The 25088-nt window shown below is 70.3% G+C and carries 23 protein-coding genes; 14 read left to right on the plus strand and 9 right to left on the minus strand.

The features are described from left to right. Positions 1-32 precede the first annotated feature (32 nt). From OG584_RS34700 to OG584_RS34710, 3 genes are all read right to left on the minus strand, one after another. Complete coding sequence (locus OG584_RS34700) at positions 33-1385, minus strand: protoporphyrinogen/coproporphyrinogen oxidase (protein WP_405773772.1); 1353 nt, start codon at positions 1383-1385, stop codon at positions 33-35. 96 nt (positions 1386-1481) lie between these two features. After that, positions 1482-1652: a hypothetical protein gene (locus tag OG584_RS34705; RefSeq protein WP_405773770.1), complete on the minus strand. Its 171-nt coding sequence runs from the start codon at positions 1650-1652 to the stop codon at positions 1482-1484. A 231-nt stretch (positions 1653-1883) separates the two neighbouring features. After that, a complete protein-coding gene (locus OG584_RS34710) occupies positions 1884-3143 on the minus strand; it encodes a nucleotide sugar dehydrogenase (RefSeq protein ID WP_405773768.1) in 1260 nt (419 codons plus the stop codon). A 240-nt stretch (positions 3144-3383) separates the two neighbouring features. On the opposite strand from OG584_RS34710, the gene OG584_RS34715 reads away from it, so the two are divergent. Then, a complete protein-coding gene (locus OG584_RS34715) occupies positions 3384-4067 on the plus strand; it encodes a hypothetical protein (RefSeq protein ID WP_405773766.1) in 684 nt (227 codons plus the stop codon). A gap of 22 nt (positions 4068-4089) precedes the next feature. Here the strand turns inward: OG584_RS34715 and OG584_RS34720 are convergent, their stop codons facing one another. Genes OG584_RS34720 through OG584_RS34740 form a run of 5 tightly spaced genes read right to left on the minus strand, consistent with a single transcriptional unit; the run spans position 4090 to position 8660 of the window. Further along, complete coding sequence (locus OG584_RS34720) at positions 4090-4890, minus strand: ABC transporter permease (protein ID WP_405773764.1); 801 nt, start codon at positions 4888-4890, stop codon at positions 4090-4092. Between the two features lie 11 nt (positions 4891-4901). Beyond that, complete coding sequence (locus OG584_RS34725) at positions 4902-5669, minus strand: ABC transporter permease (protein ID WP_405773762.1); 768 nt, start codon at positions 5667-5669, stop codon at positions 4902-4904. Next, positions 5666-6622 carry an ABC transporter ATP-binding protein gene (locus OG584_RS34730; RefSeq protein ID WP_405773760.1) on the minus strand — a complete coding sequence of 319 codons (957 nt, stop codon included), beginning with the start codon at positions 6620-6622 and terminating at the stop codon, positions 5666-5668. The genes OG584_RS34725 and OG584_RS34730 overlap by 4 nt, the downstream gene beginning before the upstream one ends. After that, positions 6619-7446, minus strand: a complete 828-nt coding sequence (locus tag OG584_RS34735) for a hypothetical protein (protein ID WP_405773758.1) — start codon at positions 7444-7446, stop codon at positions 6619-6621. The genes OG584_RS34730 and OG584_RS34735 overlap by 4 nt, the downstream gene beginning before the upstream one ends. Further along, positions 7443-8660, minus strand: a complete 1218-nt coding sequence (locus OG584_RS34740) for a M16 family metallopeptidase (RefSeq protein ID WP_405773756.1) — start codon at positions 8658-8660, stop codon at positions 7443-7445. Before OG584_RS34740 ends, OG584_RS34735 begins: the two co-directional genes overlap by 4 nt. Positions 8661-9084: 424 nt before the next feature. Here OG584_RS34740 and OG584_RS34745 point away from each other — a divergent pair, with 424 nt between their 5' ends. From OG584_RS34745 to OG584_RS34760, 4 genes are all read left to right on the plus strand, one after another. Beyond that, positions 9085-10119, plus strand: coding sequence for a hypothetical protein (locus OG584_RS34745; RefSeq protein ID WP_405773754.1), 1035 nt, complete (start codon positions 9085-9087; stop codon positions 10117-10119). A 90-nt stretch (positions 10120-10209) separates the two neighbouring features. Beyond that, the gene (locus OG584_RS34750; protein WP_405773752.1) at positions 10210-11154 is read left to right on the plus strand and encodes a JmjC domain-containing protein; all 945 of its coding nucleotides are present in this window, start codon (positions 10210-10212) and stop codon (positions 11152-11154) included. Positions 11155-11310: 156 nt separating this feature from the next. After that, on the plus strand, positions 11311-11721 hold the full coding sequence (locus OG584_RS34755; protein WP_405773750.1) for a helix-turn-helix transcriptional regulator: 411 nt from the start codon (positions 11311-11313) through the stop codon (positions 11719-11721). A 245-nt stretch (positions 11722-11966) separates the two neighbouring features. After that, a complete protein-coding gene (locus OG584_RS34760; RefSeq protein ID WP_405773748.1) occupies positions 11967-12839 on the plus strand; it encodes a DUF899 family protein in 873 nt (290 codons plus the stop codon). Positions 12840-13157: 318 nt separating this feature from the next. On the opposite strand, the gene OG584_RS34765 is transcribed toward OG584_RS34760, so the two are convergent. Then, entirely contained in the window at positions 13158-14459 is a 1302-nt protein-coding gene (locus tag OG584_RS34765; protein WP_405773746.1) for a helix-turn-helix domain-containing protein, read from the minus strand. Between the two features lie 422 nt (positions 14460-14881). On the opposite strand from OG584_RS34765, the gene OG584_RS34770 reads away from it, so the two are divergent. The 9 genes from OG584_RS34770 (at position 14882) to OG584_RS34810 (ending at position 25008) form a co-directional block, all read left to right on the plus strand. After that, a complete protein-coding gene (locus tag OG584_RS34770) occupies positions 14882-15040 on the plus strand; it encodes a hypothetical protein (protein WP_405773744.1) in 159 nt (52 codons plus the stop codon). 38 nt (positions 15041-15078) lie between these two features. Beyond that, positions 15079-16287, plus strand: coding sequence for a 5-aminolevulinate synthase (gene hemA, locus OG584_RS34775; RefSeq protein ID WP_405773742.1), 1209 nt, complete (start codon positions 15079-15081; stop codon positions 16285-16287). Positions 16288-16384: 97 nt separating this feature from the next. Further along, a complete protein-coding gene (locus OG584_RS34780) occupies positions 16385-17239 on the plus strand; it encodes a TauD/TfdA dioxygenase family protein (RefSeq protein WP_405773740.1) in 855 nt (284 codons plus the stop codon). After that, a complete protein-coding gene (locus OG584_RS34785) occupies positions 17227-18189 on the plus strand; it encodes a 3-oxoacyl-ACP synthase III family protein (RefSeq protein ID WP_405773738.1) in 963 nt (320 codons plus the stop codon). The genes OG584_RS34780 and OG584_RS34785 overlap by 13 nt, the downstream gene beginning before the upstream one ends. Beyond that, complete coding sequence (locus OG584_RS34790; RefSeq protein WP_405773736.1) at positions 18186-19373, plus strand: acetyl-CoA carboxylase biotin carboxylase subunit family protein; 1188 nt, start codon at positions 18186-18188, stop codon at positions 19371-19373. The genes OG584_RS34785 and OG584_RS34790 overlap by 4 nt, the downstream gene beginning before the upstream one ends. Further along, on the plus strand, positions 19370-21340 hold the full coding sequence (locus OG584_RS34795) for a phenylacetate--CoA ligase family protein (protein WP_405773734.1): 1971 nt from the start codon (positions 19370-19372) through the stop codon (positions 21338-21340). Before OG584_RS34790 ends, OG584_RS34795 begins: the two co-directional genes overlap by 4 nt. Then, positions 21337-22713, plus strand: a complete 1377-nt coding sequence (locus OG584_RS34800; protein WP_405773732.1) for a hypothetical protein — start codon at positions 21337-21339, stop codon at positions 22711-22713. The genes OG584_RS34795 and OG584_RS34800 overlap by 4 nt, the downstream gene beginning before the upstream one ends. Beyond that, positions 22710-23954 carry an MFS transporter gene (locus OG584_RS34805; protein WP_405773730.1) on the plus strand — a complete coding sequence of 415 codons (1245 nt, stop codon included), beginning with the start codon at positions 22710-22712 and terminating at the stop codon, positions 23952-23954. The genes OG584_RS34800 and OG584_RS34805 overlap by 4 nt, the downstream gene beginning before the upstream one ends. A gap of 58 nt (positions 23955-24012) precedes the next feature. Continuing rightward, the gene (locus tag OG584_RS34810; RefSeq protein WP_405773728.1) at positions 24013-25008 is read left to right on the plus strand and encodes an NADP-dependent oxidoreductase; all 996 of its coding nucleotides are present in this window, start codon (positions 24013-24015) and stop codon (positions 25006-25008) included. Positions 25009-25088: the final 80 nt, after the last annotated feature.

The following is a 25088-nucleotide window of genomic DNA, read 5'->3' on the forward strand; positions in this document are numbered from 1 at the left end:
TCGCTCGCGCGGGGCAGAAAGGGGGGGGCGGGTCAGCGGTTCGCCGCCCAGGCGAACGCCGACTCCATGACCTGGGACATCGACGAATAGGTCCAGGTGCCGTAGCGGCCCAGGGCGGTGACGCCCTCGCGCGCCAGGAACGCCGTCGCCTCCTGGGTCACCGCACGGCTCTCGGGGGTGAAGACCACATAGCCGGGGTCACAGGTCAGAACCCGGGTGGCGACGAGTTCATCGGCTTCGCTCAGCAGGCCTACGGCGCGGACCCCGGTGATCACCTGCTCGATGAGGGCGCTGTCGGAGCAGGGCGCTTCCTCGGCCCGCTCGACGACCTCCGCCAGCAGCCCCCAGCCGTCCGGCGGTGCCATACCGGGATCGAACTCCGTCATGAACACCAGGCGGGTGAAGGGCACGTCCTCCCGCGTGTAGTACCGCCAGTGACCGGTGCCGGCCGGGCGCGGACCGCGGACCGCGAGCGCCACCGAACGCACCCGGTTGCGCGGCAGCGCGGCACAGCGCTCCACCAGGTCCGCCGGGGCCGTGCTGCACAGCGCCACGGTGACCGGCAGCGGCAGCGTCGAGACGCAGTCCCGCACGTACCGGAACCGGGCCGTGCCCTGCGGGGTGCGGGCGGTGACGGTGCGCGAGAGCGGATCGATGCCTTCGACGGTATGGCGCAGCCGCAGTCCGGGAACCTGGGCCGCCAGAGCCTGGCTCAGCACCTCCATGCCCCGCCGCCCCGGGCCGGCCGGACGCGGGTACCAGCCGCGGGAGTTGTACCCCTGGGCCACCTCACGACCGGGATCGGCCCCGCGCACGACGTCGGCGACGCTCGGCCGGGTCAGGTTCCAGTGGAAACCGGAAGCCGACAGTTCCGACGGCGGACGCCGCCACAGCTTCCGGTTGTACGGAAAGAAGAACAGCTCGCACAGGGAGCGCCCGAAGGCGTTGAGGAGCAGCTTTTCGTAATCGGCCGCCGGCAGCGGCCGCTCATGGGCGGCCTCCAGGTCGGTGAGGCAGGCCGCGCGCGCGGCAGGTTCCAGGCCGGCGAGGTTGAGCTGGATGGGGAAGCGGGTGTCGCCCGCACTCGTCTCGATCCAGGAGACCGGCGGACAGGGCTGCAGGACATCGCCCAGGAGGGCGGTGACACGTTCCTCGACCACCGGATGGCTGAAGTACAGCAGATGGATGACATGGTCGAACCAGTAGTCACCGATCCGCTCGGTACGCACCAGGCCACCGGGGCGGTCCTGCGCCTCCAGGACCACGGCCTCATCACCGGGACCGGACGCGGCGGCGAGACCGGACAGACCGCCGCCGAGGATGACCGTGTCCGCCTCGACGGCATGATCGGGCCCGGTGCCTGCCGGATTGCGGTTCGCTGACATACCTGCCTCGTGTCCGTGCCGTGGGTGGAGGGGACCGCGCCCGCGGGAGCGGCCGGATGGGACCGGCCGCCCCCGCGGGTTATCGGGGGGCCCGGATCAGCGGGCGACGGTGCCGCCGCCGAGCTGCTCCTCAACGTGCTGCCAGGGGCGGACGGAGACCGCGGACGAGTGGGCGGTGTCCTTGGCGCTGACCGCCTCCAGGCCGTACGTCTTGACCGCGTCGACGAAGGAGTCGAACTCGAACTCGGCGTTCTGGGACTGCGACATCTTTCCTCTCCCATTCTCTCCGGAAGGCAATTCCCTTCCGCTGCACACGAAATTAGCAATGCGTCTCGGGGCGCGGCAATGATTTCCGGCCGCTGAAATTTCCGATTGCCGCAGTTCTGTTTTCCGCATTTCGGGGATGCGGGATGCAGGATGCGGGAACACGGAAAACTCCTTTCCTGCCCGCCGCAGCGGCGGGCAGGAACGAAAGGAGTCGTTCCGTGAGCGGGCGGCTCACAGGAGAGTGACCCCGCTGCCGGCCGCACGGCCGCTGGTGTCGAAGAACAGGCCGGCACGGTCGGCGAGGGTGACGACGTCGTACTCGCGGTGCGCCTGGAGCAGGACCACGAGGTCCGCCCGCGCGACCGCGTCCTCCAGCGACTCCTCGCACCGCAGCGTCAGCCCGGCCACATCGGCCCGCTCCACGTACGGGTCGTGGAAGGCCACTCGGGCACCGAGGCGGTGCAGCCGCTCGGCGACCGGCACCAGGGGCGCACCCCGGTCGTCCGCGATGTCCGGCTTGTACGTGGCGCCGAGCAGCAGCACCCGGGCCGAACGGACACTGCGCCGCTGGTCGTTCAGGATGCGGGTGATGCGCTCGACGACGATGCCGGGCATGGCGTCGTTGATCTCCTGGGCTACTTCGACGATGCGCAGCGGACTGCCCACGCTCCGGCCGCGGAAGGCCAGATACCGGGGATCGACCGGGATGCAGTGCCCCCCGACGCCGGCGCCGGGGTGGAAGGACTGGAAGCCGAACGGCTTGGTGCCCGCGGCGGCGACGACCTCCCAGACGTCGATTCCCATGCCGTTGCAGAAGACCGCCAGCTCGTTGACGAGCGCGATGTTGACCTGCCGGTAGGTGTTCTCCAGCAGCTTTGCCGTCTCGGCGGCGGCGGGCGTGCTGACGCTGATGACCTTCTGCACCAGCGGCTCGTAGAGCGCGGAGGCGGCGTGTGCGCACTCGGGGGTGACACCGCCCACGATCTTCGGCGTGTTGTCCAGCCGGTAGGCCGGGTTGCCGGGGTCGATACGTTCCGGCGAGTAGGCGAGGAAGAAGTCCTTGCCCACCGTCCGCCCGCCCGCGGCGAGCACCGGCAGCAGCAGATCCGTGGTCGTCCCCGGGTAGGTCGTGGACTCCAGCACGACCAGGGCCCCCGGCCGCAGGCGCGGCGCGATCAGCCCGACCGTGTCGGTGACCGCCGTCAGGTCCGGCTGCTCGTCGCGCACCGGTGTCGGCACGCAGATGGCGATCGCCGAGGCGCCGGCCAGCACGTCCGGGTCCGTCGTCGCGGTGAACCCCGCCGCCAGGGCGCCGGCCACCTCGCCGGCGGGAACGTCGTCCACGTAACTGCCGCCCGCACTCAGCCGGGCGACCCGCTCCGCGTCGGTGTCCAGGCCCGCGACCCGCAGGCCGGCCCGGGAGGCGGCCATCGCGAGCGGAAGACCGGCATAGCCCAGACCGACCACGGCGAGATCGTACGGTGCTCTCACAGCCGGGTTCCTTCCGTTGGAGGGGTACGTGTGCGTCCGGATCCGGACGCAGCCCTGCCAAGAGAATCCGGTACCGCCCGCCCGATGTCGAAGAAATTGCGGGTATGCGAAACGGGGCGGCCCCGTAGGCCGCGGATTCTGCCGGAAAGCGCAAACCCCGGCGCCCGGTGCGGACAACACGTGCGGCCTGCGTCGTTAGGATGGCCCGAAAAATTCTCATTCTCCGCACGGAGGAATTTCATGACCGAGAAAACACACTCCCCGCAGGACGCGCTTGCGGCGGCACCGGATTCCTGCCGGCTGATCGGTGTGCGCCGGCGGGAACCCAACGTGATGCCGGACATCGCGGCCTTCCTCGCGCGGTGGGACGACCCGGCGGCCTGGCGCCCCCAAGCGCGGCTGCACGTGAGCAGCGCGGGCAACGTCAACACCGTCGGCCTGACGGGCATCCAGGAGGCCGACGATCTCGACCCGCACCACCCGCGGTGGCGGGAGGCGATCGAGCCCGGGGTCTGGCCCCTGGTGAACATCCTGACCACCGGCGCCTGGCGGCTGACCACGTACGACAGCTGCCAGGGCCATGCCTACGGCCAGGACGGCCCCGAGCCCGCCCTTCGCCGGGTGGGCGTGCTCCCGCGCGACGGCGCCCAGCAGGCCGCGGCCGAGGCGGCGTTGTGCCGCGCGGTCCACGAGGCGATACCGCACACCCCGCCGCAGGTCGCGCTGTCGCTGAACCGCTGCCGGCTCACCTGCGCTCGCAGCGGCGGACACCGCGTCGTACTCGACCTCGGACTCGATCCGGCGGCCCGTACCGGTGGGGACGCCTACGCCGCCGCCGTCGACGAGGCAACGGCCGTCCTGGCCCGCTCCCTGGCCGCGCACTGCCCGGACCCGGGGACTGCCTGCGGCTGCCGGCCGCGCTGAACCCGGCCGGCCGCGCGGCGGGTCAGGCCGACAGATCGAGGGAGCCTAAGCGGCGGGCGCGGACCGAGACCATCCAGTGGAACGCCCCGAACGCCGCCAGCAGCCAGCCCGCCGCGCACAGCAGCGCGGGCGCCGCCTCCACGGCCACGGCGGACAGCGGTGCGCCGCCGACCACGAGCCGCAGGGCCGACAGCGTGTGGGTCAGCGGCACCGCCTGCGCGGCCACCCGCACGGCCGGGGACCAGAACGACGCCGGCACCTGCACCCCGCAGAACGCCATCATGGCCAGATAGGCGCAGTTGGACACCACGTTGCGCCACTGCGGGACGTTGAGCACCGCCATCGCCAAAAACAGGCCGACGCAGTACGTGCCCAATGCCGTCAGGAACACCAGCGCCACGGCCACCGGCACCTGCGCGGCCTGCCAGCGGATCCCGTAGAGCGGCCCCAGGGCGAACAGCGCCACGACCGACGTCGCCACCCCGCTCGCCGGCCAGTGCAGACTGCGGCCGAACAGCACCCAGACCGGGTCGGACGGCGAGGCGATCAGCAGCGACAGGGTGCCCGCGCGGCGCTCCCCGCTCGTGGTCGCCACCACCGCCATCGCGTCGATCACACACGTCATCATCGCGTTGCCCAGGACCAGGAAGCCGACCTCGCCGGGGGAGCCGATGGCGCGGCCGAGGCCGGTGAAGAAGACCACCTGCGCCAGCATCCGGCCGAGCCAGGCGAACAGCCAACTGCGCCACGTGTACGTCGCCTTGAAATCGGCGACCGCGTTGCGGAACCCGGACCGGATGAGCCGGGCGCTCGGAAAGTACATCGGGTGGCCTCTCAAGAGTGGCTGAGGGTGCCGGTTCTGCGGACCCGGCGCAGCACGCGGGCCAGCAGCACGGCACCGGTCAGGTAGCCGGCCATGCCCAGGACGGCGATCATGGCGATCCGGCCCGCCACGTGGTCGACGGCGGCCCCCGACAGGGCCCGGCGCAGCAGATCGGCACTCCAGCTGAGGAAGACCACGTGGGAGGCCGGCCGGATCCAGGCCGGCAGGGTGCTGACCGGCGCCAGCACCCCGCTGAGCAGGAACACGGGATAGTTGAGGGTGTTCTGCACCGTCCGGGCGGTCGGGATCAGCACGAACAGCGGCGAGAGGATACTGGCCGTGCCCGCCATCGCCGCGGCCGTGGCCAGCGACCCCAGCGCCAGGACGACCGGGTGCGGCACGGCGATCCACCGGCCGAAGAAGACACCCGCCACCGTCCAGGACTCCGCCATCGCCACCAGACCCATCAGGCTCACGGCGCAGATCCGGCCCACGACGACGACGGACAGCCGCCCCGGAGTGGCGGTCAGCCCCTCCAGCGTGCCCTGGTTGCGCTCATCGGTGATGATCTCCCCGGCCACGCCCAGCGTCAGCGCCCACTGCCCCATGAGGGTGGGCGCCACCACGGCGTACGAGGTGATGTCCTGCCGGTGCGCGTGCTCGGCGATCGACAGGAAGATCGTGGTGAACAGCGGTGCGGTGAACCAGACTTGCAGCGCGCTGCGGGAGCGCGGGGCCAGGCGCAGCTGGAACCGGAGGGAGACGAGGAACAGACTCACGGTGTCACCGTCATTCCCCGCCGGCCCACCAGGTGCAGGTAGACCTCCTCCAGCCCGGGGTGGGAGGTGCTGATGTGCCGTGCGCCCGCGCCGACCAGTACCGCAAGCGCCGCGGAGGTGGCCTCGCCGCCGTCGGTCTCCAGCGACAGCGTGTCGCCGTCGCACTCGGCGCCCGCCACACCCGGCAGATCCCGGACCAGGTCCAGCAGACCGGGCGCGGCCTGGCGGACCGTGATCCGCTCGAACCGGGTGACCAGGCGGCCGATGGTCGCCGGGCTCTCGGTGACGACCAGTTTCCCGTGATCGATGAGCGTGACCCGGTCGCAGACCGCCGCCGCCTCCGCCATGTCGTGCGTGGTCAGCAGGATCGTGCGGTTCTCCGCGCGCAGTTCGTCGATGAGGGTACGGAAGTCCAGTGCGGCCACCGGATCCATACCGACCGTCGGCTCGTCCAGCAGCAGCAGCTGCGGGGAACCGATCAGCCCACGGGCCAGGTGCAGGCGCTGCTTCATCCCCCGGGAGAACGTGTCGACCCGGGAGCCGGCCCTCTCCGCAAGCCCCACACGCTCCAGCAACTCATCCGCACGGCGGCGCAGTTCACTGCCTCCCACCCCGTACATGGAACCCCAGAACTGCAGGTTCTCCCGGGCACTGAGCCGGCCGTACAGGCCCCGGTCACCGCCGAAGACCAGGCCGATGGACCGGCGCACGGCGCGCGCCTCGCGCACCACGTCCAGGCCCAGAACGCTCGCCCGGCCCGACGACGGCTCCAGCACGGTGCTGAGGATTTTGCACAGGGTGGTCTTGCCGGCCCCGTTCGGGCCGATCAGACCGTGCACCTCACCCCTCTCCACCGTGAGAGCGACCCCTTCCAGGGCGGTGACCTCCCGCTGGGACCCCGAACGGCGCTCGACGTAATGGCGGCTGAGGTCCTGGGTGACTACGGCGTTCAACACTGCCTCCTCATACCGTCGGCCGCACCGCCCCCAGCGGCGGGCACCGCCGTCAGGTCCCGGTCCCAGAAGCCGTGGGCGATGTGCCAGCCGGCATGCAGCAGGCCGCCCAGCACCTGCCCCGCACGCGCGCCGCCGGCGCCGTCCCGGGGATGGACCACGTGCCCACGCAGCGGCAGATCCCCGCCGGCCGCGGCAGCAGCCGACACCAGTGCGCCGGTGGCCGCCCTGCGGTGCTCCGGCGGATCGATCAGAATGTCCACCAGCTCGGCGAAGGGCTCACCCGTGATCTCGTCCGACTCGCCCAGCAGCACCGTGCCGTGACCCACCGGCACACCGGCCACCTCCGCGATGAAGGACCGCCGGCCGGGAGCCGACAGAAGAGACGTGATACCGGCGTGCTGCGGATCGATGACCTGGCCCGGATAGGAGTTACGGAACGCGCACACCAGCCACCGGTGGACCAGCGGATCGTCCGCCGCCCGCGCCGGGCGCACCGTGACGGCGCCCGCAGACGGCTGCCGGTCACCGCCGCCGTACTCGATGTACGTCGTGCGCCGCTGCCAGGGCGCCGGCAGGACCCCCGCACCCGCCACCCGCAACAGCACCCGCCCGGCCAGCGGATGACGCTCCATCACAGACCCCAGCAGGGCGCCGAGGCGGCCGTGCGGAGCCACGAGGCCGGGGGCGCAGTACTCGACGAGGACTTGGTGCACCCCGGTGAACGGGTCGTCGTAGCGGTCCGCCACATAGGGCAGCCCGCACACTTCACCGGCCAGCCCGGCCTCGGCCGCCCGCTCCAAGTACGACACGACGGAGCTCACTTCGCCTCCGGACGGACGACCGTGCGCAGACCGCCGAGCACCTGCCGGGCCGCGGACCGGACATCGACCGCACTGATCCGGCCGATGAAATCGACCTCCGCGCCCGGCGACCAGCCGGCCGGCCCACCGCTGCGCATCGCCAGGAACCGGGCGCACTCCAGCGGCGTGTCGACGCAGGTGAGGATACGCATCTGGGCCTGCCGTCGGGCGGAGGCCAGATCCTCGGGCTCCGGCCCCCGCTCGGCCAGCTCCTCCAGGGTGTCGCGGATGACCTTCAGCGCGGTCTCCCCGTTGCCCGGTTCGACCCCGGCCATCACCCGCCACGCACCGCTCTCGCCGTACCCCCGGTTCCACGCCTGGAACGAGTACGCCAGTCCCGCCTCACCCCGCAGCCGCCGGTACAGCAACGACGAGGGGCTGGAACCCATGAGCTGGGCGAGCACGTTGTAGTGCGGGCGCCGCGGGTCGTGGTTGTGCACCGAGTGCGCCCCCACACACAGCCAGGCGAACTCGTCCGGCCAGGCCGGCGGCGGGGACGGGGCCAGCGAGGGCACCGGGGACGAGGCCACCGGCAGGGTGGCGAGCGAGGCGAAGGCCGAGGCGCTCACACCGGCGGCCGCCGGATCGACTGCTTCCGGGATACGCGGCCCGACCACGACCACCGACAACGCCGCATTCCGCAGGCGCTCCGCGTGGGCGGCGGCCAGCGCTGCGGCGTCCAGGGCCTCGACGTCCGCGCTCAGCCCGCCGACGGGACGGCCCAGCGGGTGGCCGGGGAACAGGTCGGCGAGGATGGCGTCCTGGACCACATCACTGGGATCGGCCGCCCCCGCCGCCAGCTCCTGGAAGACCGCGCGCTTCTCCTGCTCCACCACGCGCTCCTGCCACCGCGGCTCGAGAACCGCCTGCTGCAGCAGACGGGCGACATCGTCCGCGTCGTCGGCGCCGACCTGGGCGTAGAAGAGCATCCGGTCCGGACCGGTCTCGGCGTTCGCATATCCGCCCAGGCGCTCGACGTGCTCACTGAGCGAGGACACGGAGCCCACCGGAGCCGACATGAGCACATGCTCCAGCAGATGGGCGGCCCCGCACTGCCCCTGCGGATCATGCCGGGCGCCATATTTCGACGCCAGACAGATCGTGGTCGTGTGCAGACGCTCATCGATCTGCGCGACGACCGGAATCTCGTTGTCGATCGTCCTGTACTGGTCCACAGTTGACTCCTCGGAAGGAAATTCCCTGCCAATTGGGAATACCGCCACCCGAAGGTGGCGGCATTCCGTTCATCGGGCTGTGATTCAGCGGTCCTGCGGCTTGATCTTGTCCAGACGCGGACGCAGGATCGAGGCGTGGTTCGTCATGATCACTCCTTGTTTGATTCCGGTATTACTGGTGGTGCGAGAAGGAAGCTAGCCGTCACGACTTGCGGTCGGCAAGGAATCTTCTGAATCACGAAATCTGCATCCGGGCGGCCCGCCATATCCCTGCTGAATACGGAAAAGAAACGCATCGCACACGGTGCTCCGCTGTTACGGTGCGATATCTCCACGCCCCGCTCCACTTCCCGCCCGACGGGCAGGAGCGATGCGGCTCCGGCCCGCGCACGGCGTGCCCCCTCAACGACTCCCGGGAGTAAACGTGCAGTTGTCGCTGGAGTCCGTCCGGGCGGTCATGGGACTGCGCCCCGACATCCTGCCCGGCCTGGTACTTGAACGCGCCCAGCCCCGCACGAACCGGCTGGCCGCCACGGTGCTCACCCTCGTCCACGCGCAGGGACTGAGACTGGGCGCCACCGGCAAGGCCCAGCTGGCCGCCGCGAACGCCCGCCGCACCGAATACGCACACCTCACCGGCATCGCAGCCGAGCACGCGCACCTCACGGTCCTCAAGGGGGCCGCGGTGGAACACTGCTACCCGGACGGCATCCTGCGCACCAGCCACGACGTCGACCTGCTGATACCGGACGAGGACGAGCTGTGGGCGGCCGTGGCCGCCGTCGACGCGGCCCGCCCCGGCGCCGAGCCGGCGATGAGCCTGCTGGAGAGCCCCGGCCGCCGCGACTGGGCCGTCGCCCTGACCTGGCCGGCCCCCGAGTCCGACCTGGAATACCCCTACGCCGCGGAGTTCGTCACCGCGGCCTTCACCGGCGACAACTCCACCGTCCCCCTGCGCCCGGGACACCCCGACAACCCCGAGGCCACACAACTCCTGTGCATCGCGGAGGAGTTGTTCCAGCAGAAACCGCGCGGACGCGACGTTCTGGACGCCGCTGTCCTGATGGACGCGACCGGCGACGCGGGCCGCCCCGCGCTGCTGCGGGCGGCAGCGCAGTGGCGGCTCGCACCGGAACTCCTGCGCCTGGCCGAAGCCGTGGCGGCCGTACCACAGCTGAGATGCCGGGCGGCAGCCGGGCTCGCCCAGGACCTGGCACAACCGGCGGCCGCCGAGACAGCGCGACGCAGCACGGGCGCGGACCGCGCACCACGCACCCGCTACGGATTCTTCCTCGGCCGCGGGCCGGCCCTGCCCCGCACGGTGGTCGAGGAGCGGCAGGGCCTGACCATGGTCCGCTGCCCGGTCGGCGGGTTCCTCCTGGTCGACGGGCCGGTCGTCTCCCCGGAACTGGTGGACGCCGCCTGCCGGCAGTGGCCGCAAGCGGCCCTCCCCGGCTGACCCGGGCACGCCGGCCGCACGCGCCGCCGCGGGCGGCAGCGACCGGCCCGCCACCCAACCCCACAACCCGCTGACAAGGAGCCCACCACCGTGACCGAATCCCTGCTCGCCCCCTGGGTCGGCGACGTCCGCGACTTCTTCGCCGCCCACTGGCGCCGCCACCCCGCAGTGTTCACCCCCGACCCCGCTCCTGCCCCGCCCCTCACCCTCGAAGACGTCGATACCGCACTGGCCACCGGATTCCTGCGCACGCCCTATGCGGAGATGTGGGCGGACGGCAAGATGCTCTCCGGACGCCACTACACCACCAGCCGTACGGTCGCCCGGGACAAGCCCGACGGCTTCGTCGACACCGGAAAGATCGGCACCCTGCTGGACGAGGGCGCCACGCTGCTGCTGCGCAGTCTCGACCAATGGCACGCCCCGACAAGGGAGTTCATCACCGCACTGGCGCAGGAGATGGGCCGGCCCATCGAGTCCTTCTGCTTCATCACCCCGGCCGGCAGCCCCGGGCTGCCCCTGCACCGTGACGACGCCGACGTACTGGTCCTCCAGATCGCCGGGTCCAAGCGCTGGGCCGTCCACGAGGGACCGGCCGGAGCCGACTGGCACGCCGGACGCATCACCGCGGACGAGCCGCAGCCCGCGCAGATCGCCGACCACGTCCTCAGCCCCGGACACGTCCTCTACGTACCCCGCGGATTCGCGCACCGGGCCACCGGCCAGGAAGGCCTTTCCGTGCACCTCTCGCTGACCGTCCGCGAGGTCGCCACCGCCGACCTGTCGGCCGCACTCGGCGAGGGCATCGGCGAAGGCGTCACCCGCCAACGGCTGCCGCTGAGCGACCAGGACGTGGAGGACACCGCCGCGGCCCTGCTGGACGCAGCCCGCCACCGGCTCGACGCTCTCACCCCGAAGGACCTCGTGGAACTGGCCCGCCGCGCCCGCATCGACCGCATGCCCACGGCCGCCGAGCCCCTGTCCCTCACCGCACTCGGCGGCTCCGCCCCGCCCGGCACACCGCCCCTGTCATGACCGGGCGGCTCCACACCTCGTGACGCCGGGCCGAGCAGACACGGACCGGACGTCTTTGATTCCGCGCTGATCCGGCGCTGATCCGGCGCGGATCGGGTGGCGATCGCTGCCTGCCACGGTGAGCGAGTCGATGGCCTACCCGAAGGACGTGAGGCAGTGACAGCTCAGAACACGATCTCCAGTGCGGTCCCTGCGCGGTTTTGGACACTCGGGGCAAACGCTGCCAGGAGCCGCCCGCACCCCCAGGCACTGCACCTCGACGAACGCCAGCGCAAACTCATCGCGCTCCTCCGGGCGGGCTGCACCGATTCCAGCGCGGCGAGCCGGCTCGGCGTGAGCCCCCGGACGGTGACCAACATCCTGCGTTCCCTGATGGACCGCCTCGGAGTGGACAACCGCTTCCAGCTCGGCATGGCCCTCGGAGCCCTCATGAGTCCCGACCAGCCCGCCGGCGCCCCGCGCGGCCCCGGCCCGTTGTCGTCCGGCAATGTGCGCACCATGGTCCCCGGCCTCTCCCGCCGCTCGTCCCCGGCCGTCGAAAGGACACGCGCCAGGCACCTGGGATGACGTACGGGCGTGAACGAGCGGCCGCGGGCGGGAACAGCGCGGGCCGCGGCCCCGCGGCGGCCCTCCCGCTGCCCCTCCCGGGACGCTCCGGATACGGCGCGCATCTCAAGCCCGTCGCCGCAACGGCCGAAGAGACAGAAGGGAGCACGGGGGCACAGCCCGGCCCGGCTCGGCCGGCGCCAGGATCCATCACTGCCGGCGCAGCCGCGTGGCCCCCGTACAGCCGTACGCAGACGGAGGCGATCATGAACGATGACTCGAAGTCCACCGCGACGCCGGCCCCCGGCGACGCCAGCCCCGCGCTGCCCCCGGTCGTCGAACGGGCCGCCTGGCAGGCCGAAGTGGACGCGCTGCGCGTGAGGGAGAAGGCACATACCCACGAAGGCGACTCCATCGCAGCGGCCCGCCGGCGGCTGCCGATGGTCGAGGTGGACGCCAGTCTCGGGCTGATCGGACCCGGTGGGCCGCTGACCCTGCTCGACGCGTTCGAAGGACGCCGACAGCTCATCGCCTACTACTTCATGTGGAACCCGGGCCGGCCCGCACCCGAGCAGTGCGAAGGCTGCACCTTCTACACCAGCCACGTCACCGAGCTGTCCTACCTGCATTCCCGTGACATCACCTACGCGGTCTTCTGCCAGGGGCGCAACGTCTCCGCCGGCGGGGGAGAGCCCCGGGCGTCGTACGACGAGAGCGTCCGCTACCGCGACTTCATGGGCTGGGACATGCCCTGGTACTCGGCGCAGCCCTCCCTCGACGCGCTGCTGGTGGGACGCCGGCTGGGCCTGTTCCACCTGGTGTGCTACCTGCGGGACGGCGACCGCGTGTTCGAGACGTACTGGACCACACGCCGAGGCGTGCAGACCATGGACTACAGCTACGCGCTGATGGACCTCACCGCCTACGGACGGCAGGAAGGCTGGGAGGACTCGCCCGCCGGCTGGCCCCAGCAGTGCTCCAACGTGCGGACGCAGGGCGGCCCGCCGGGCTGGCCACCCGTATCGGACCGGTCGGGCGGACGCCCCATCGGTCAGTGGCCGCGCCTCGCAAAGGGCCGCTGCGACGACCTCGGGAGCCGGGGGAGGGGGACGGCGCCGGGACCGCACACGTGCCACTAGTCGTTGCGGGCCAGGACGTTGGTGACGGCGCCCTCGCCGCCCCGGATCGTCCCGGCGGCGGCAGCGGTGCCGTCGCGGCGCTGAAAGCGGACTGACGCTGCGCCGCGACCGGAGCCCGGCCGGCGTGACCGCCGGCCCTTCGCCGATGCCGGGCAGAGCTTGGGTCCGCGGTCCCGTCCGGACCTAGATCATCCGTACGTTACGTTGCGGAGCTGAAGGCAGCCTGTGTGATTCATGGCCGGTCCTGCTGAACCGCGTGTCCGGAACAGCAGGGGGCGGGTGGTCCTGTCGGGTGACGGCGGCTCAGCGGACCGGTTTTCACCGGGCGTGCGGGGCCGTCCGGGCGCCGAGAATTTCGGCGAGGGTACGCCAGATGTCGGCGGCCAGGTCGATGTTGAGGGCGTCGCGGGCTTCGGTGGCGAGGGCCTGGAGGCGGGCCACGCCGCGGTCGGTATCGCCGTCGATCATCATGAGGCGGCACCGGAGGATGTCCAGGCGCATGCGGTCGCGGAAGCTCAGCTGCAGATTGTTCTTCTCCAGTCGCCGGCACAGTGTGCGGGCGTCGTCCAGGCGGCCTTCGTCGAATGCCAGGCGGGCACGGAGGGAGAGCAGCTCCTGCTTGTGCCGCTCGGTCCCCACGAGGCCGATGACCATCTCCGCTTCCCGCAGGCGTTCGGCCGCGGCGTGTGTGTGGGGCGGATTGATCTGGAGGTACATGGATGCGGCGGCCATGCGCAGGCGAAGCCAGAGCAGCAGATCGTCGTGGCTGTCGAGGCCGGCGAGCGCTTCTTCGAGGAGTTTCAGGGCGGTGGTGTGGTCTCCCTGGCGGACCCGGACCATGGCACATGTCCACCGCGCTTCTGCCGGCAGTGTGCCCGAGGTCTGCGGGGCGAGTTCCAGGAGTTCGTCGGCGTGTGCCGCTGCCTCCGGCAGCCGCCCGGCCTCGGCCTCGGCCGATACCAGTGCCAGAAGGGCACTGACGCGCTCGTGGGCAGGCAGGTCATGCTCGGCGGCTGTCCGGGCGGCCCCCGCGGCGTAGCGCAGAGACTCCTGGACCTGCCCCGAGCCGCGCAGACATCGGGCCAGTTGCGTGCGGGCCCGTACGCGTAGTTCGGGACGGGGCAGTCCGTCGCTGAGCTCGGTGAGCTCACGCAGGTGCTGCAGTTCCTCCTCGTGTTCGCCGTTTCGGCCCGCGTACCGTGCCAGCAGCCAGAGCGCCTGCCAGCGAAGCTCGGGGCTGTGGTTCTCGTCCGAGCCCAGTGCTTCGCGCAGGGACCGGGTGAGCTGGGGAACGTCGGCCTCGGTGGTGGATGCCGCGGTGGCCAGCAGGGACGGCAGGTCGGTCGGGGCGGCGAGCATGGCCGGCTCTTCGAAGTCCCGGGCAGGGACGCCCAGTCGGTCGGCGAGATAGGTCGCGGCCCTCTCGGTGGGCGGGCGTTCGCCGCGCTCCAGCCGTGAGAGGTATCCCGTGGACATGCCTTCGCCCGCCAGCGCTTTCTGCGAGAGGCCGCGTTCGACGCGCAACGACTTCAGTCTTCGCCCGAAGCCCGGCTGCCCCCAGGAGTGGACCGTTCGTGCCACCACGGGGTGGAGTGCGGCACCACGATCTTCGTTCACCATTGGGGCCCCTCGCTTCTGGGCATCTGCAGATGACGGCTGCCCGGCCCGGCCGCTACACCTGTGCGCCGGGTGAGGTGCGCCGTGCACATGCAGGCTCCCCTTTGAGTCGCATTGTGGAGTCACTCAGGCTAATCGACTGGCGCAGCATTGGCAACTTGCTGTCTCTGTCTTGGCAACCCAGGATCCTCGCCGCCTCCTCCGGGGCCGCCCATGGTCACGCTCTGGGTGTAGCTATTCACAGTTCCCTAGGTTGTTGCCAAGTTGGACAATCTTTTGGCATGGGTTGCCAACGGTCGATTCGGCGGTCTAGGTTCCTCATCGAGGGCAACGGAGCGAACACGTTTCGTGAGCGCCCTGTCCGGCAGTCCGCCGGGCTCGGGACCTGCGACGCAGACCCGGAACAGACAACGGGAGAAAACACCATGAGATCCAGCCAGCGTGTACGGCGTGTACTGATCGCTCTCGGCCTCTTCGTCATCGTTCAGGCCGGCGGTCACGCGGCCTACGCGACGAGTCCGCAGCACGAGGCGTCGGCAGCCGCCGCCCAGGACACCACCACTGGCGAAATCGACTGGCCGTGACTCTCCTTGCCCAGCGGACCGCCAGCGAAAGGAACGGCATGACCACGGCCCTGGCCGAAGTACGCCCCCACCCCGCGTTCGACACGCTCCGACACGATCTCGACCAGCTCCGCGCAGCCGGTCTCTACCGGGACTTCGTCGCGTGTTCCTACCTCGCCGACGAACCCGGCCACGCCATCCACAAGGACCGGCGCATTCAGGTGTGGTGCACCAACGACTACCTCGGCATGAGCCAGCACCCGCAAGTCATCCAGGCGCAGGTCGACTCCACCCTCCGCCACGGCACCGGAAACGGGGGGTCCCGCAACATCGCGGGTACCAGCGAGGCCCACGTCGCACTGGAGACGTCACTGGCGAGCTGGCACGGCAAGGAACGCGCCCTCGTCTTCAACAGCGGCTACATCGCCAACCTGGAGACACTCAGCACGCTGATCGGCGCAGTGCCCGACATGGTGGTCTTCTCCGACGCTCTCAACCACCGGTCACTGATCGAAGGCATCCGCCGGACCGGCGCCGACAAACACGTCTTCCCGCACAACGACCTCGGCCAGCTGGAGAGGGCACTGGCCGGCCACCCCGTCGAGCGCCCGAAACTGATCGTCTTCGAGTCGGTCTACTCGATGGACGGCGACTACGCACCGCTGCGCGAGATCTGCGACCTCGCGGAGCGCTACAACGCCCTGACCTACCTCGACGAGACCCACGCCATCGGTACCAACGGGCCCACCGGCGCCGGCCTGTGCGAGGAGACCGGCGAGACCCGGGTCACCTTCGTCCAGGGCGTGTTCGGCAAAGCCGTCGGCACCACCGGTGGATACGTCGCCGGCCCCGACACCGCACTGGACTACGTACGTTCCCACGCACCGGGCTTCATCTTCACGACCACGATTCCGCGCTCCAGCCTCGACGCCACCGTCACCAGCCTGGAGATCATCCGACAGGACGCCCGGCTCCGCCGTGACCTGCGGCGCAACGCGGCACGGATGAAACAGGCCCTGCGCCGGGCGCACATCGACTTCATCGACGCACCCAGCCACCTGGTACCCGTGCTCGTTCCCGGCGGCGCCCGCATCCGCCAGGTCTCGCGCCGCCTGCTGGACGAGTACGGGATCTATGTACAGCCCGTCAACTTCCCTTCCGTGCCAAAGGGCGGGGAACGGTTCCGCGTGACCGTCGCCCCCTTCCGCACCCCCCAGCAGATCGACGACTTCGCCAGTGCCCTGCGCACCTGCCTGTCCGAGAGCTGAAACCGTTCCCGCCGCAGCGTCCGCCAGGCCGTTGCCGGCACCACGTTTCCGTGCGCCGCACCACTGCCCACCGGACCACTACCCAGGAGAACCCACCATGGACATGCGTGACCTCACTCCGTTCATCGGCACCGAGATCACCGGTGCCACCATCGAGGACCTGCGTCAGGACGAGGTCTTCGACTCGGTGCTCGAGCGCCTGGCCGAACGCGAACTCGTCGTCGTGCGGGGCCTGCAGATCACCCCCTCCGAGCAGATAGAACTGGCCCGCCGCATCGGCCGTCCGGTCCCCTTCCTCATGAGCCGGTACCGGCACCCCGACCACGAGGAGATCATGATCTCCTCCAACGAAATGCGAGAGAACAAGCCGGTGGGCGTCGCCCGCGTAGGCAACTTCTGGCACCAGGACTCCAGCTACGTCGCCGACCCCGCCCCCTACACCCTGCTGCACGGCGTCAACGCCCCCAGCACCAGCGGCCACACCCTCTACGCCAACGCCGTGGACGTCTACAACCGCCTTCCCGACGAGTGGAAGGCCCGCATCGCGGGGCGCACGGCACTGCACTCGGTCGCCAAGCGCTACCGCATCCGTGCCGAGCATGCCGGCCTCTCGGTGGCTGAACTGCGCGCCGTCATCGCCCAGGAGCACCCGCCGGTGGAACACCCGCTGGTGTGCAAGGACCCCGACAGCGGCCACGAGTACCTGTACGGCGCACCCGAGTACCTGCACTCCGTGGTGGGCTTCGACGCCAACGAGAACGAGGAGTTCTTCTCACTCATCGACTCCTTGATCCAGGACCCGGACCACGTCTACGTCCACCGCTGGACCCCCAACGACCTGGTGCTGTGGAAGACCGCCACCACCTACCACGCGGCCACCGCCGTGGAGCCGGGTGTCTCGCGCACCGTCCACCGCGTCAGCATCGTGTCGGCTGATCAGTGGGCGGCATAACCGACATCGAGATCCGCTACCCCGCGTCGCAGGTGAGCGTCCGTGCACTGCACGCGGGGTCGGGTCTCGGCATCGAGGAGATCCGCGCGGTCACACACTGCGAGACGTTCCCCGTCCTCGGCGAGAACGAACCGTCCTGGCGCCTGGCGCTGGACGCAGCACGGGCGCTGCTCGACCGGTCACCCGCCGCCGCCTCCTCCATACAACAGGTGATCTTCGCGGGCTCCGGCGAGTGGGACCTGCCGTTCTGGTCGCCCGCCGCGAAGGTCGCACACGCACTCGGCATCGAGACGGCGCACTGCTTCGAAGTGACAAACTTCTGCAACGCCGGCACCGCGGCACTGCAGATCGCCTCCGACGCGCTCACCCGCAGGGGCGACGACGGCCACGCCCTGGTCCTGATAGCCGACCGGCTCAGCAGAATGGTGGACCAGGGTGACCCCGGCTCCAAGGCACTTTTCAATTTCGGTGATGCGGCTGCAGCGGTTCTGCTGGCGCGTGACGGGGGGATCCTCCCCCTCCTCCACACCGCCACCCGCACCGATCCCAGCTGGAGCGACTACTACTACGGCGAGCGCCGTGACGGCGACGTCATCATCCGCCGCGGCCCCCACCGCAAGGGCCTGGCACAGGCCTACGTCGACAACTTCACCGCACTCGTCGACGACAGCCTCGCCTCCCTGGGCCGCAAACCCGGCGACATCGACCACTTCCTGATCAACCAAGGCGACCGCACCATGCACCTGCGGCTCCTGCAGGCTCTCGGGATTCCCGAGGAACGCAGCGTCTTCAACTACCACCGGCTGGGTCACATGGGCGGGGCAGACACCCTGATCGCGCTCCGGGACCTCCTCGACCAGGAGCGCCTTCGGCCCGGCGACCTCATCCTCCTGGCCACCAGTGCCATGGGTTTCACCTGGGGCGTCACGACTCTGGAGTACCGACCATGAAGATCCTCGTCATTCACCAGGTGCCCTACCGCAAGGTCGAGTACCACCGGGCACTCGACCACCACCAGCACGAGATCACCTACGCCGGTTCAGCCAGCATGCTCGCACGCGTTCCCACCGACCTGCCCTGCACCCTGATGGAAATCCCCCAGGACGAGGACGTCGCAGACACAATCATCGCCCGTACCTCCCGCGCCGACGGCTACGACGATGTGCTCTCACTGTCGGAGTTCGGCATCCTCCTCGCCCACCGGGTACGCGAGCACCTCGCCCTGCCCGGCCCCTGCCTGCAACAACTGGAGCAGGTCCGCGACAAAGTGACCATGAAACAGGCGCTGGAGGGATCCGGCATCCGGGTACCGCGATTCGTGCCGCACCCCCCCGCCTGCGGCCCGCTGCCGTGGAGCGGACGCACCGTACTCAAGCCACGCCGCGGCGCGTCCAGCGAGGGCGTGAGCGTGTACGAAACGGCCCGCGAAGCACTGGCGGCATACCGCAAACTGCAGGACCGGCTGGACTACCAGCTGGAGGAGCACATCGACGGACACATCCTGCACACCGACGCCGTAGTCCGCGACGGATCACTGACCTCCCTGGTCACCAGCAGATACGTCGGCAAACCGGTCGACTTCGCCGACGGCAAGCCACTCGGCTCACACCAACTGCCCCACGAACCCAGGCACCACGCCTTCGCCGCCCAGGTAGTGGAGACCCTGGGCATCACCACCGGCTGCGTGCACCTCGAATTCTTCGAGACACCCGACAACGACCTGGTGTTCCTGGAGATCGGCAATCGGGTCGGAGGGGCCGGCGTGATCACCGCCCACCACCGGCACACCGGCGTCCACCTGCCGTCCTGGGAAATCGCGGCCCGGCTCGGCCTCAACCCTGTCCCGGCACAGCAGCCCAGCGGCCGCTACCACGGCTGGCTCGTCCTTCCGGGCCACCACCTGCCACCAGGCGGCGACCACAACATCGCCGTACCCCGCCGGCTGCGCGAACACCCCTGCATGGACCGCCTGCACGTCCTCGCCCCCGGCACCCCCCTGCCCACCGAGATCACCTACCAGGAATGGAAAACACCGGTCTTCGTAGAGGCCTCACACCACGACTCCGCCCTCCTGCGGGAATTCCTGGAGGACTGCGCCCGCTCCATCACGGTCGAGGGAGGCACAACACTGTGATCCACCACCCCACCGACCTGCTGCTCGCCGTCGAGGACGCCCGCGCCGAACTGGACACCGCACCCACCGGCCCCCTCGCCACCCTCCTGGCACAGCACGACCTGACCCCTCTCGCCCTGCTCCTGGCCCCCGACCCCCTCACCCGGACACTCGACGATCTCTTCGACGGACTGAGCCAGTACCCATGGCAGCCCCTGCCGGCCACCGGCGACGTCGTGGAATGGTCACCGGTCGGCCGTGTCGTGCTGGACGACATACGCCCCGGAAACACCCTGCGGGGCCTGCTGCTGGGCTGGGCCACCGGGAACACAGTCGTCGTCCACGCCCCCGCGAACCGGATCCCCTTCTGGAACGCACTCCTGCAGGATCTGCGCGGCCGCACCCACCGCCTCCCGCCGGGCCACGCCACGGACCACACCGGCGAGACGGACGGCACAGCAATACGCGTCCCCGACGCAGCACTACTGCCCGACGGCCTCCGCACGGCGCACCAGACCCCAGCCGTATCCGAAACGCTGGTGACACCAGCGCACGACGACCCGTCGGCACTACGCATCCACCTCCCCGCCAACCTGGTCACGGACGAGAAAGCACTGGGACGGGCCCTGTGGGCCGCAGACCGCGACGCAGCCTGGACCCGCCAGCTCTCCCGCCGTACACACCACCACGGCGTATCCCTCCCCGCAGCCCGCAGCCAGACACCGGCGGACGCGGCGGACGCGAGGATCGACGCCAAACTCCGCTACCTGGTACGACGCGCCTCACACACCACCCACTACGCAGGACTGCCCCCCATCACCGGCCGCGCCGACCTGAACACGCTGCCCGTTCTGGACAAAACAGCCCTGGAAGCACACTCCCTGCCCCACGGCAGCGGCCTGTCCACCGACGCCGCCCCCAGCGGCGAAGTACTGCGCAGCGGAGCATCCAGCGGCACACCCCGCTACGTCGTCTACTCCCGCAGCGACTGGGCCAACATGGTCCGCGAGGCAGTCCCACTGTTCTACGCACTGGGACTGTCCGAAGGCGACCGGCTGGTCAACACCCTCTTCGGCGGCGGCCTGTACGGCGGCCTCGTCACCACCGTGTGCGAACTCTCCCTCATGCCGGTGCAGTGCTACACCACCGGCCAGCTGGTGACCGTCGACGACCTGCTGATGCTCACCGGCGAAGGCTTCGCCGCCAACGCCGTACTGGGACAGCCCGCCCTGCTCCTGCCCCTGCTCCGCCAGGCCAAGGCACGCCGGCCACAACTGCGGCTGCAAAAGGTCATCTACGGCGGCACACCCATGGCGGAGACCGACAAGGACTGGCTGCGCCGCGAACTGGGCACCGAGATCATCTCCAGCATCCTGGCCGCGAACGACGGCGCCCAGCTCGGCTACCAGTGCGCCGCCATGGGCGGCTCCCTCCACCACCTGTGCGAGGACTACAACCTCATCGAGACAGTGGACGACGACGGACGACCGGTACCCGACGGAGAATTCGGCCATCTGCTGGTCACCTGCCTGCAGAAGACCGAAGGCCCGTTGATCCGCTACCGCATAGGCGACTACGGCCGCCTCCGCCACCACCACTGCCCCTGCGGCGTCTCGGGCCCCGTCCTGGAGTATGCAGGCCGCTCCGACGGCCTCCTGAAGATCATGGGCCGCCGCGTGCTGCACGGCGAACTCCTCGACGCCCTCACACCATTCGGCATCGCACGCCTCCAAGTGGAGATCCTGTCCGACGGACACCGGGAGACAGTGGTGCTGCGCACCGAGTCCGACCCCCAGCCCGACCCCGAGAAGGTGCGCTCCCACCTGCTGGAACGCTTCGCCTCACTGGGAGAGACGACCGACTTCGACGCAGGCCTCGACGTCTTCGCCCTGCGCGTGGAATGCCTCCAGGAGGGCGACCTGCCCCGCGACGCCGTCAGCGGGAAGTTCGCCACCGTCATCGACCACCGACTGGAACCCGTCTCATGATCGCGACCACCGCGGATCGGACCGTGACGACCGACCCCCTCACACACGCCTACCAACAGGCCGTCAACACCCCCGGAAGCCAACTGGCACACGCCATGCAGCGCGCCGAACAGGCCCCCGAACTCAAAGACTGGGCAGGGCAGTTCCTCTCCCGCCCGGTATTCGCAGACCGCAGGCAGCTGCGAACGTTCGCCGACGACGTACACCACATGCTGCGCCTGCTCACCTCACTCCCGCACCGCCTGTTCGACGGAGACCTCGACCGGTACTGCGCAGCAGCCGGCATCGAGGGACCTCGAGCAGAACTCGCCCGGCACTGCGGCGGGGGCGCCCCACCGCTGTACGGGCGGGCCGACATGTACCACGACGGCACCTCCTTCCGACTGCTGGAATTCGGGCTCGCCAGCGCGGTCGGCGGTGTCGACCGCGCCGGCGAGATACCCCGCGCACTGCTCGGCGACCCCGAGTTCGCCGCCTTCGCCGACCACCACGGACTGCAACACACCGACACCGGCGCACAGCTGGCCACAGCCCTTCGCACAGCGGGAGCAGCCGTGGCGCCCGGACGCGACCCGGTGATCGCGCTCGTCGAGGGACCCGGCGGCCTGGCCCGCTACGGCACCGCCTGGCGGCCGCTGCGATCCATGCTGCGCCGACACGGCCTGGAGTGCCACATCGGAGAACTGGACGGCCTGCGGCTGCAGGGCAACCGCCTGGCGCTGGCGGGGACACCCGTCGATGTGATCTTCCGGTGCTTCAACACCGAGCAGGTGCTGGCGGAACCCGACGGGCTGGACCTGATCGCCCCTGTACTGCACGCCCACCGTGAAGGACTGGCCGCCCTGTGGATACCGATGGAGAGCGAGCTCTTCGCGGGCAAACGCGGCATGGCACTGCTGTCCGACCCCCGCCACACCCAGGCGTTCTCCACCGAGGACCGGGCCGTGGTGGAGCGAACCCTGCCGTGGACGCGACGCCTGGGCGCCCCCGAAGACCTGCGCGACTCGACACTCATGGACTACTGCCGGCACGAGCGTGAACACCTGGTGGTCAAGCCCGACGCGGAGTTCGGCGGACGCGGCGTGGTGGCAGGCTGGGACACCGCCGTGGACGACTGGCGACGCGTCCTGCACGAAGGCGCAGAAGCCGGGTGCGTGGTGCAGCGCCGTGTGGTCCCGCGCCCGGAGCCGGTCACCGACCCGGCCACCGGCCAGGAACATCTGTGGCAGACGGCCTGGGGACTCTTCTACACCCCCGCCGGACACGCGGGCACCTACGCGAGAGCGTTGCCGTCCGGCCTCAGCCCGGTCATCGGCATCACCGCCCACCCCGCGACACGGACAGCCGGCGTGTTCCACGGAGACACACAGTGACCACCACCGCGCCGGAATCGGCCGGCGCCCCGACTCAGGACCGGCGCCCCCGGATGGGACGTGACTGGTTCCTGCTGTGGTCGGCCGGCGCCGTCTCCACCCTGGGCGACGGCGCGCTCCTGGCCGCTCTGCCCCTGCTGGCCCACCGGCTCACCGACGATCCGCGGCTGATTTCCGGCATCACGCTGGCCGCAGGACTGCCATGGCTGCTGCTGGCCGTGATCGGCGGCACGATCGTGGACCGCTTCGACCGCCGCCGGCTGATGGTAGCGGCGCAGGTCGGCCAGGGCCTGCTCGTTGCCGGCATCGCACTGACCGCGACCCTCGGCCTGCACCAGGTATGGCCCCTCTACGTACTCGCGTTCGGAGTGGGGACCGGCGACGTCCTGTTCAGCGGCGCCAATCAGGCCCTGGTGGTCAACGTCGTACCGTCAGACCTGCTGGAAGCGGCCAACGGCCGTCAGATCGCAACCGAATCAGTCACCCGGGACTTCGCCGGGCCACCTCTCGGCGCCGCCCTGTTCGCCTTCTGGCTCCCACTGCCCTTCTGGATCGACGCCCTTACCTTCCTGACGTCACTGCTGCTCGTCCTGCGCATCCGCCGACTGCCCCGGCAGGAGCGCGTGAACGCCCCCGCCTCACTGTTCGCGGGCACCGCCGAGGGCCTGCGGTTCCTCCTGGGCCACCGGCTACTGCGCAACCTGTCCTTGATGGCGGCCGCCAGCAACTTCTGCAAGACCATGGCCCTTTCCACACTCGTTCTCTTCGCCCGCGACATACTGCACGTGGGTGACAGCGGCTACGGGCTGCTGCTGGCCGCGATGGCGGTCGGCGGAGTGCTGGGCGGCCTGGCATCCAAACGGCTCGTGGACCGCTTCGGCGGACGCGCAGTAGCGCTCACCGTCCAGCTCGCAGGCCCATTCATCTGGTTCGCCATCGGAGTCCTGGGCCGCAGCGCCCTCGTCGTGGTCGCACTCTTCACCCTCCGCTCGGCGTCACTGTCGGTCTGGAACGTCGTCTCCGGCACGCTCAAACAGCGGCTGACCCCCAACGCACTGCTGGGCCGTGTCAGCGGCGCCGGACGCATGCTGGCCTACGGAGCCATACCCCTGGGGGCCCTGGCAGGCGGGATGGTCGCCGACTCCTACGGCCTGGTCGCCCCATGGACCGTCGGCGCCGTCCTCAACCTCGCCGTCGTCCTGCTGGCCCTGCCCACCCTGCGGCGCTGGGACAACGACTGACCCCCCACCGGCCGGCCGGCCCCAGCACCCTTCCCCCGCACAACAGGAGCAGCACATCATGAAGCCCACCATGCTCGCCGTCCACCAGGCCCGCCGCCCCGACGGCATGCCCGTCGCCGAAGACTTCGCCTTCGTCTCGTCCCCGCTTCCCGTCCCGGAACCCGGGACAGCCCTCGTGGAGAACCTCTATCTGTCCGTCGACCCCTACATGCGGGAGAACATGGACGCGGTATGGCAGCTCGGCAGCCCACTGGAAGGGCGCTCCCTGGGGCGGGTAGTGGACTCCCGCACCCCCTCGCTCCCCGAAGGGACCATCGTCCAGCACCGCCAGGGATGGCGAACCCACGCCGTCGTGCGACCCGACGACGCCCGGATCCTGCCGCCACACACCGGGGTGCCACTGACCGCATGGCTCGGCATTCTGGGCGGCACCGGGCTGAGCGCCTACGTGGCACTGACCAAGATCGCCAAAGTACGCCCGGGTGAGACAGTCTTCATCTCGGCAGCCGCCGGTGGAGTCGGCAGCGCAGCCGGCCAGATGGCCCGGCTGCGTGGTGCGGGCAAGGTGATCGGCAGTACGGGCTCGGCAGCCAAGGCCGCCCGCCTCACCCAGCTGGGCTTCGACACCGCCTTCGACTACCACGCCGGCCCGGTGCGCGACCAGCTCGCCCAGGCGGCACCCGACGGCATCGACGTCTGCATCGACAACGTCGGCGGGGAGCACCTGGAGGCCGCCATCGCATCACTGCGCGAATACGGCCGCATCGCATGGTGCGGCGCCATCGCCCAGTACAACAGCACCGAGCCGCCGCCCGCACCCCGCAACCTCTTCGACATCGTCGAGAAGAGCATCACGCTGGAGGGCTTCCTCGTCCGCAACCACCGCGACAGCAGACACGAGTTGGAGGACTTCCTCATCCCGCACCTGCAGGAGGGCCGCGTCCTTTCGCAGGAGACCGTCATCGACGGCTTCGACCACGTCGTCTCCGCGTTCACAGGCATGCTCCGGGGCGAGAACAGCGGCAAGATGCTCGTCCGGCTCACTTCTGACTGACGCACGCCGCACCCCACATCCCTTCCCCTCCCACCCTCCCGTTCCCGATTTCCAGCCGCCCCGCACGCCGGCTCGAGGAG

Origin of the sequence: Streptomyces sp. NBC_00859 (assembly GCF_045161865.1) — a bacterium.
Lineage (GTDB): Bacteria > Actinomycetota > Actinomycetes > Streptomycetales > Streptomycetaceae > Streptomyces.

What these genes read in the sequence shown, in the direction of transcription:
- OG584_RS34705 (WP_405773770.1), bottom strand. Translation starts at nt 1,652, where the DNA reads ATGTCGCAGTCCCAGAACGCCGAGTTCGAGTTCGACTCCTTCGTCGAC.
- OG584_RS34720 (WP_405773764.1), bottom strand. Translation starts at nt 4,890, where the DNA reads ATGTACTTTCCGAGCGCCCGGCTCATCCGGTCCGGGTTCCGCAACGCG.
- OG584_RS34715 (WP_405773766.1), top strand. Translation starts at nt 3,384, where the DNA reads ATGACCGAGAAAACACACTCCCCGCAGGACGCGCTTGCGGCGGCACCG.
- OG584_RS34780 (WP_405773740.1), top strand. Translation starts at nt 16,385, where the DNA reads ATGGACATGCGTGACCTCACTCCGTTCATCGGCACCGAGATCACCGGT.
- OG584_RS34810 (WP_405773728.1), top strand. Translation starts at nt 24,013, where the DNA reads ATGAAGCCCACCATGCTCGCCGTCCACCAGGCCCGCCGCCCCGACGGC.
- OG584_RS34700 (WP_405773772.1), bottom strand. Translation starts at nt 1,385, where the DNA reads ATGTCAGCGAACCGCAATCCGGCAGGCACCGGGCCCGATCATGCCGTC.
- OG584_RS34800 (WP_405773732.1), top strand. Translation starts at nt 21,337, where the DNA reads ATGATCGCGACCACCGCGGATCGGACCGTGACGACCGACCCCCTCACA.
- OG584_RS34790 (WP_405773736.1), top strand. Translation starts at nt 18,186, where the DNA reads ATGAAGATCCTCGTCATTCACCAGGTGCCCTACCGCAAGGTCGAGTAC.
- OG584_RS34765 (WP_405773746.1), bottom strand. Translation starts at nt 14,459, where the DNA reads ATGGTGAACGAAGATCGTGGTGCCGCACTCCACCCCGTGGTGGCACGA.
- hemA (WP_405773742.1), top strand. Translation starts at nt 15,079, where the DNA reads ATGACCACGGCCCTGGCCGAAGTACGCCCCCACCCCGCGTTCGACACG.
- OG584_RS34770 (WP_405773744.1), top strand. Translation starts at nt 14,882, where the DNA reads ATGAGATCCAGCCAGCGTGTACGGCGTGTACTGATCGCTCTCGGCCTC.
- OG584_RS34760 (WP_405773748.1), top strand. Translation starts at nt 11,967, where the DNA reads ATGAACGATGACTCGAAGTCCACCGCGACGCCGGCCCCCGGCGACGCC.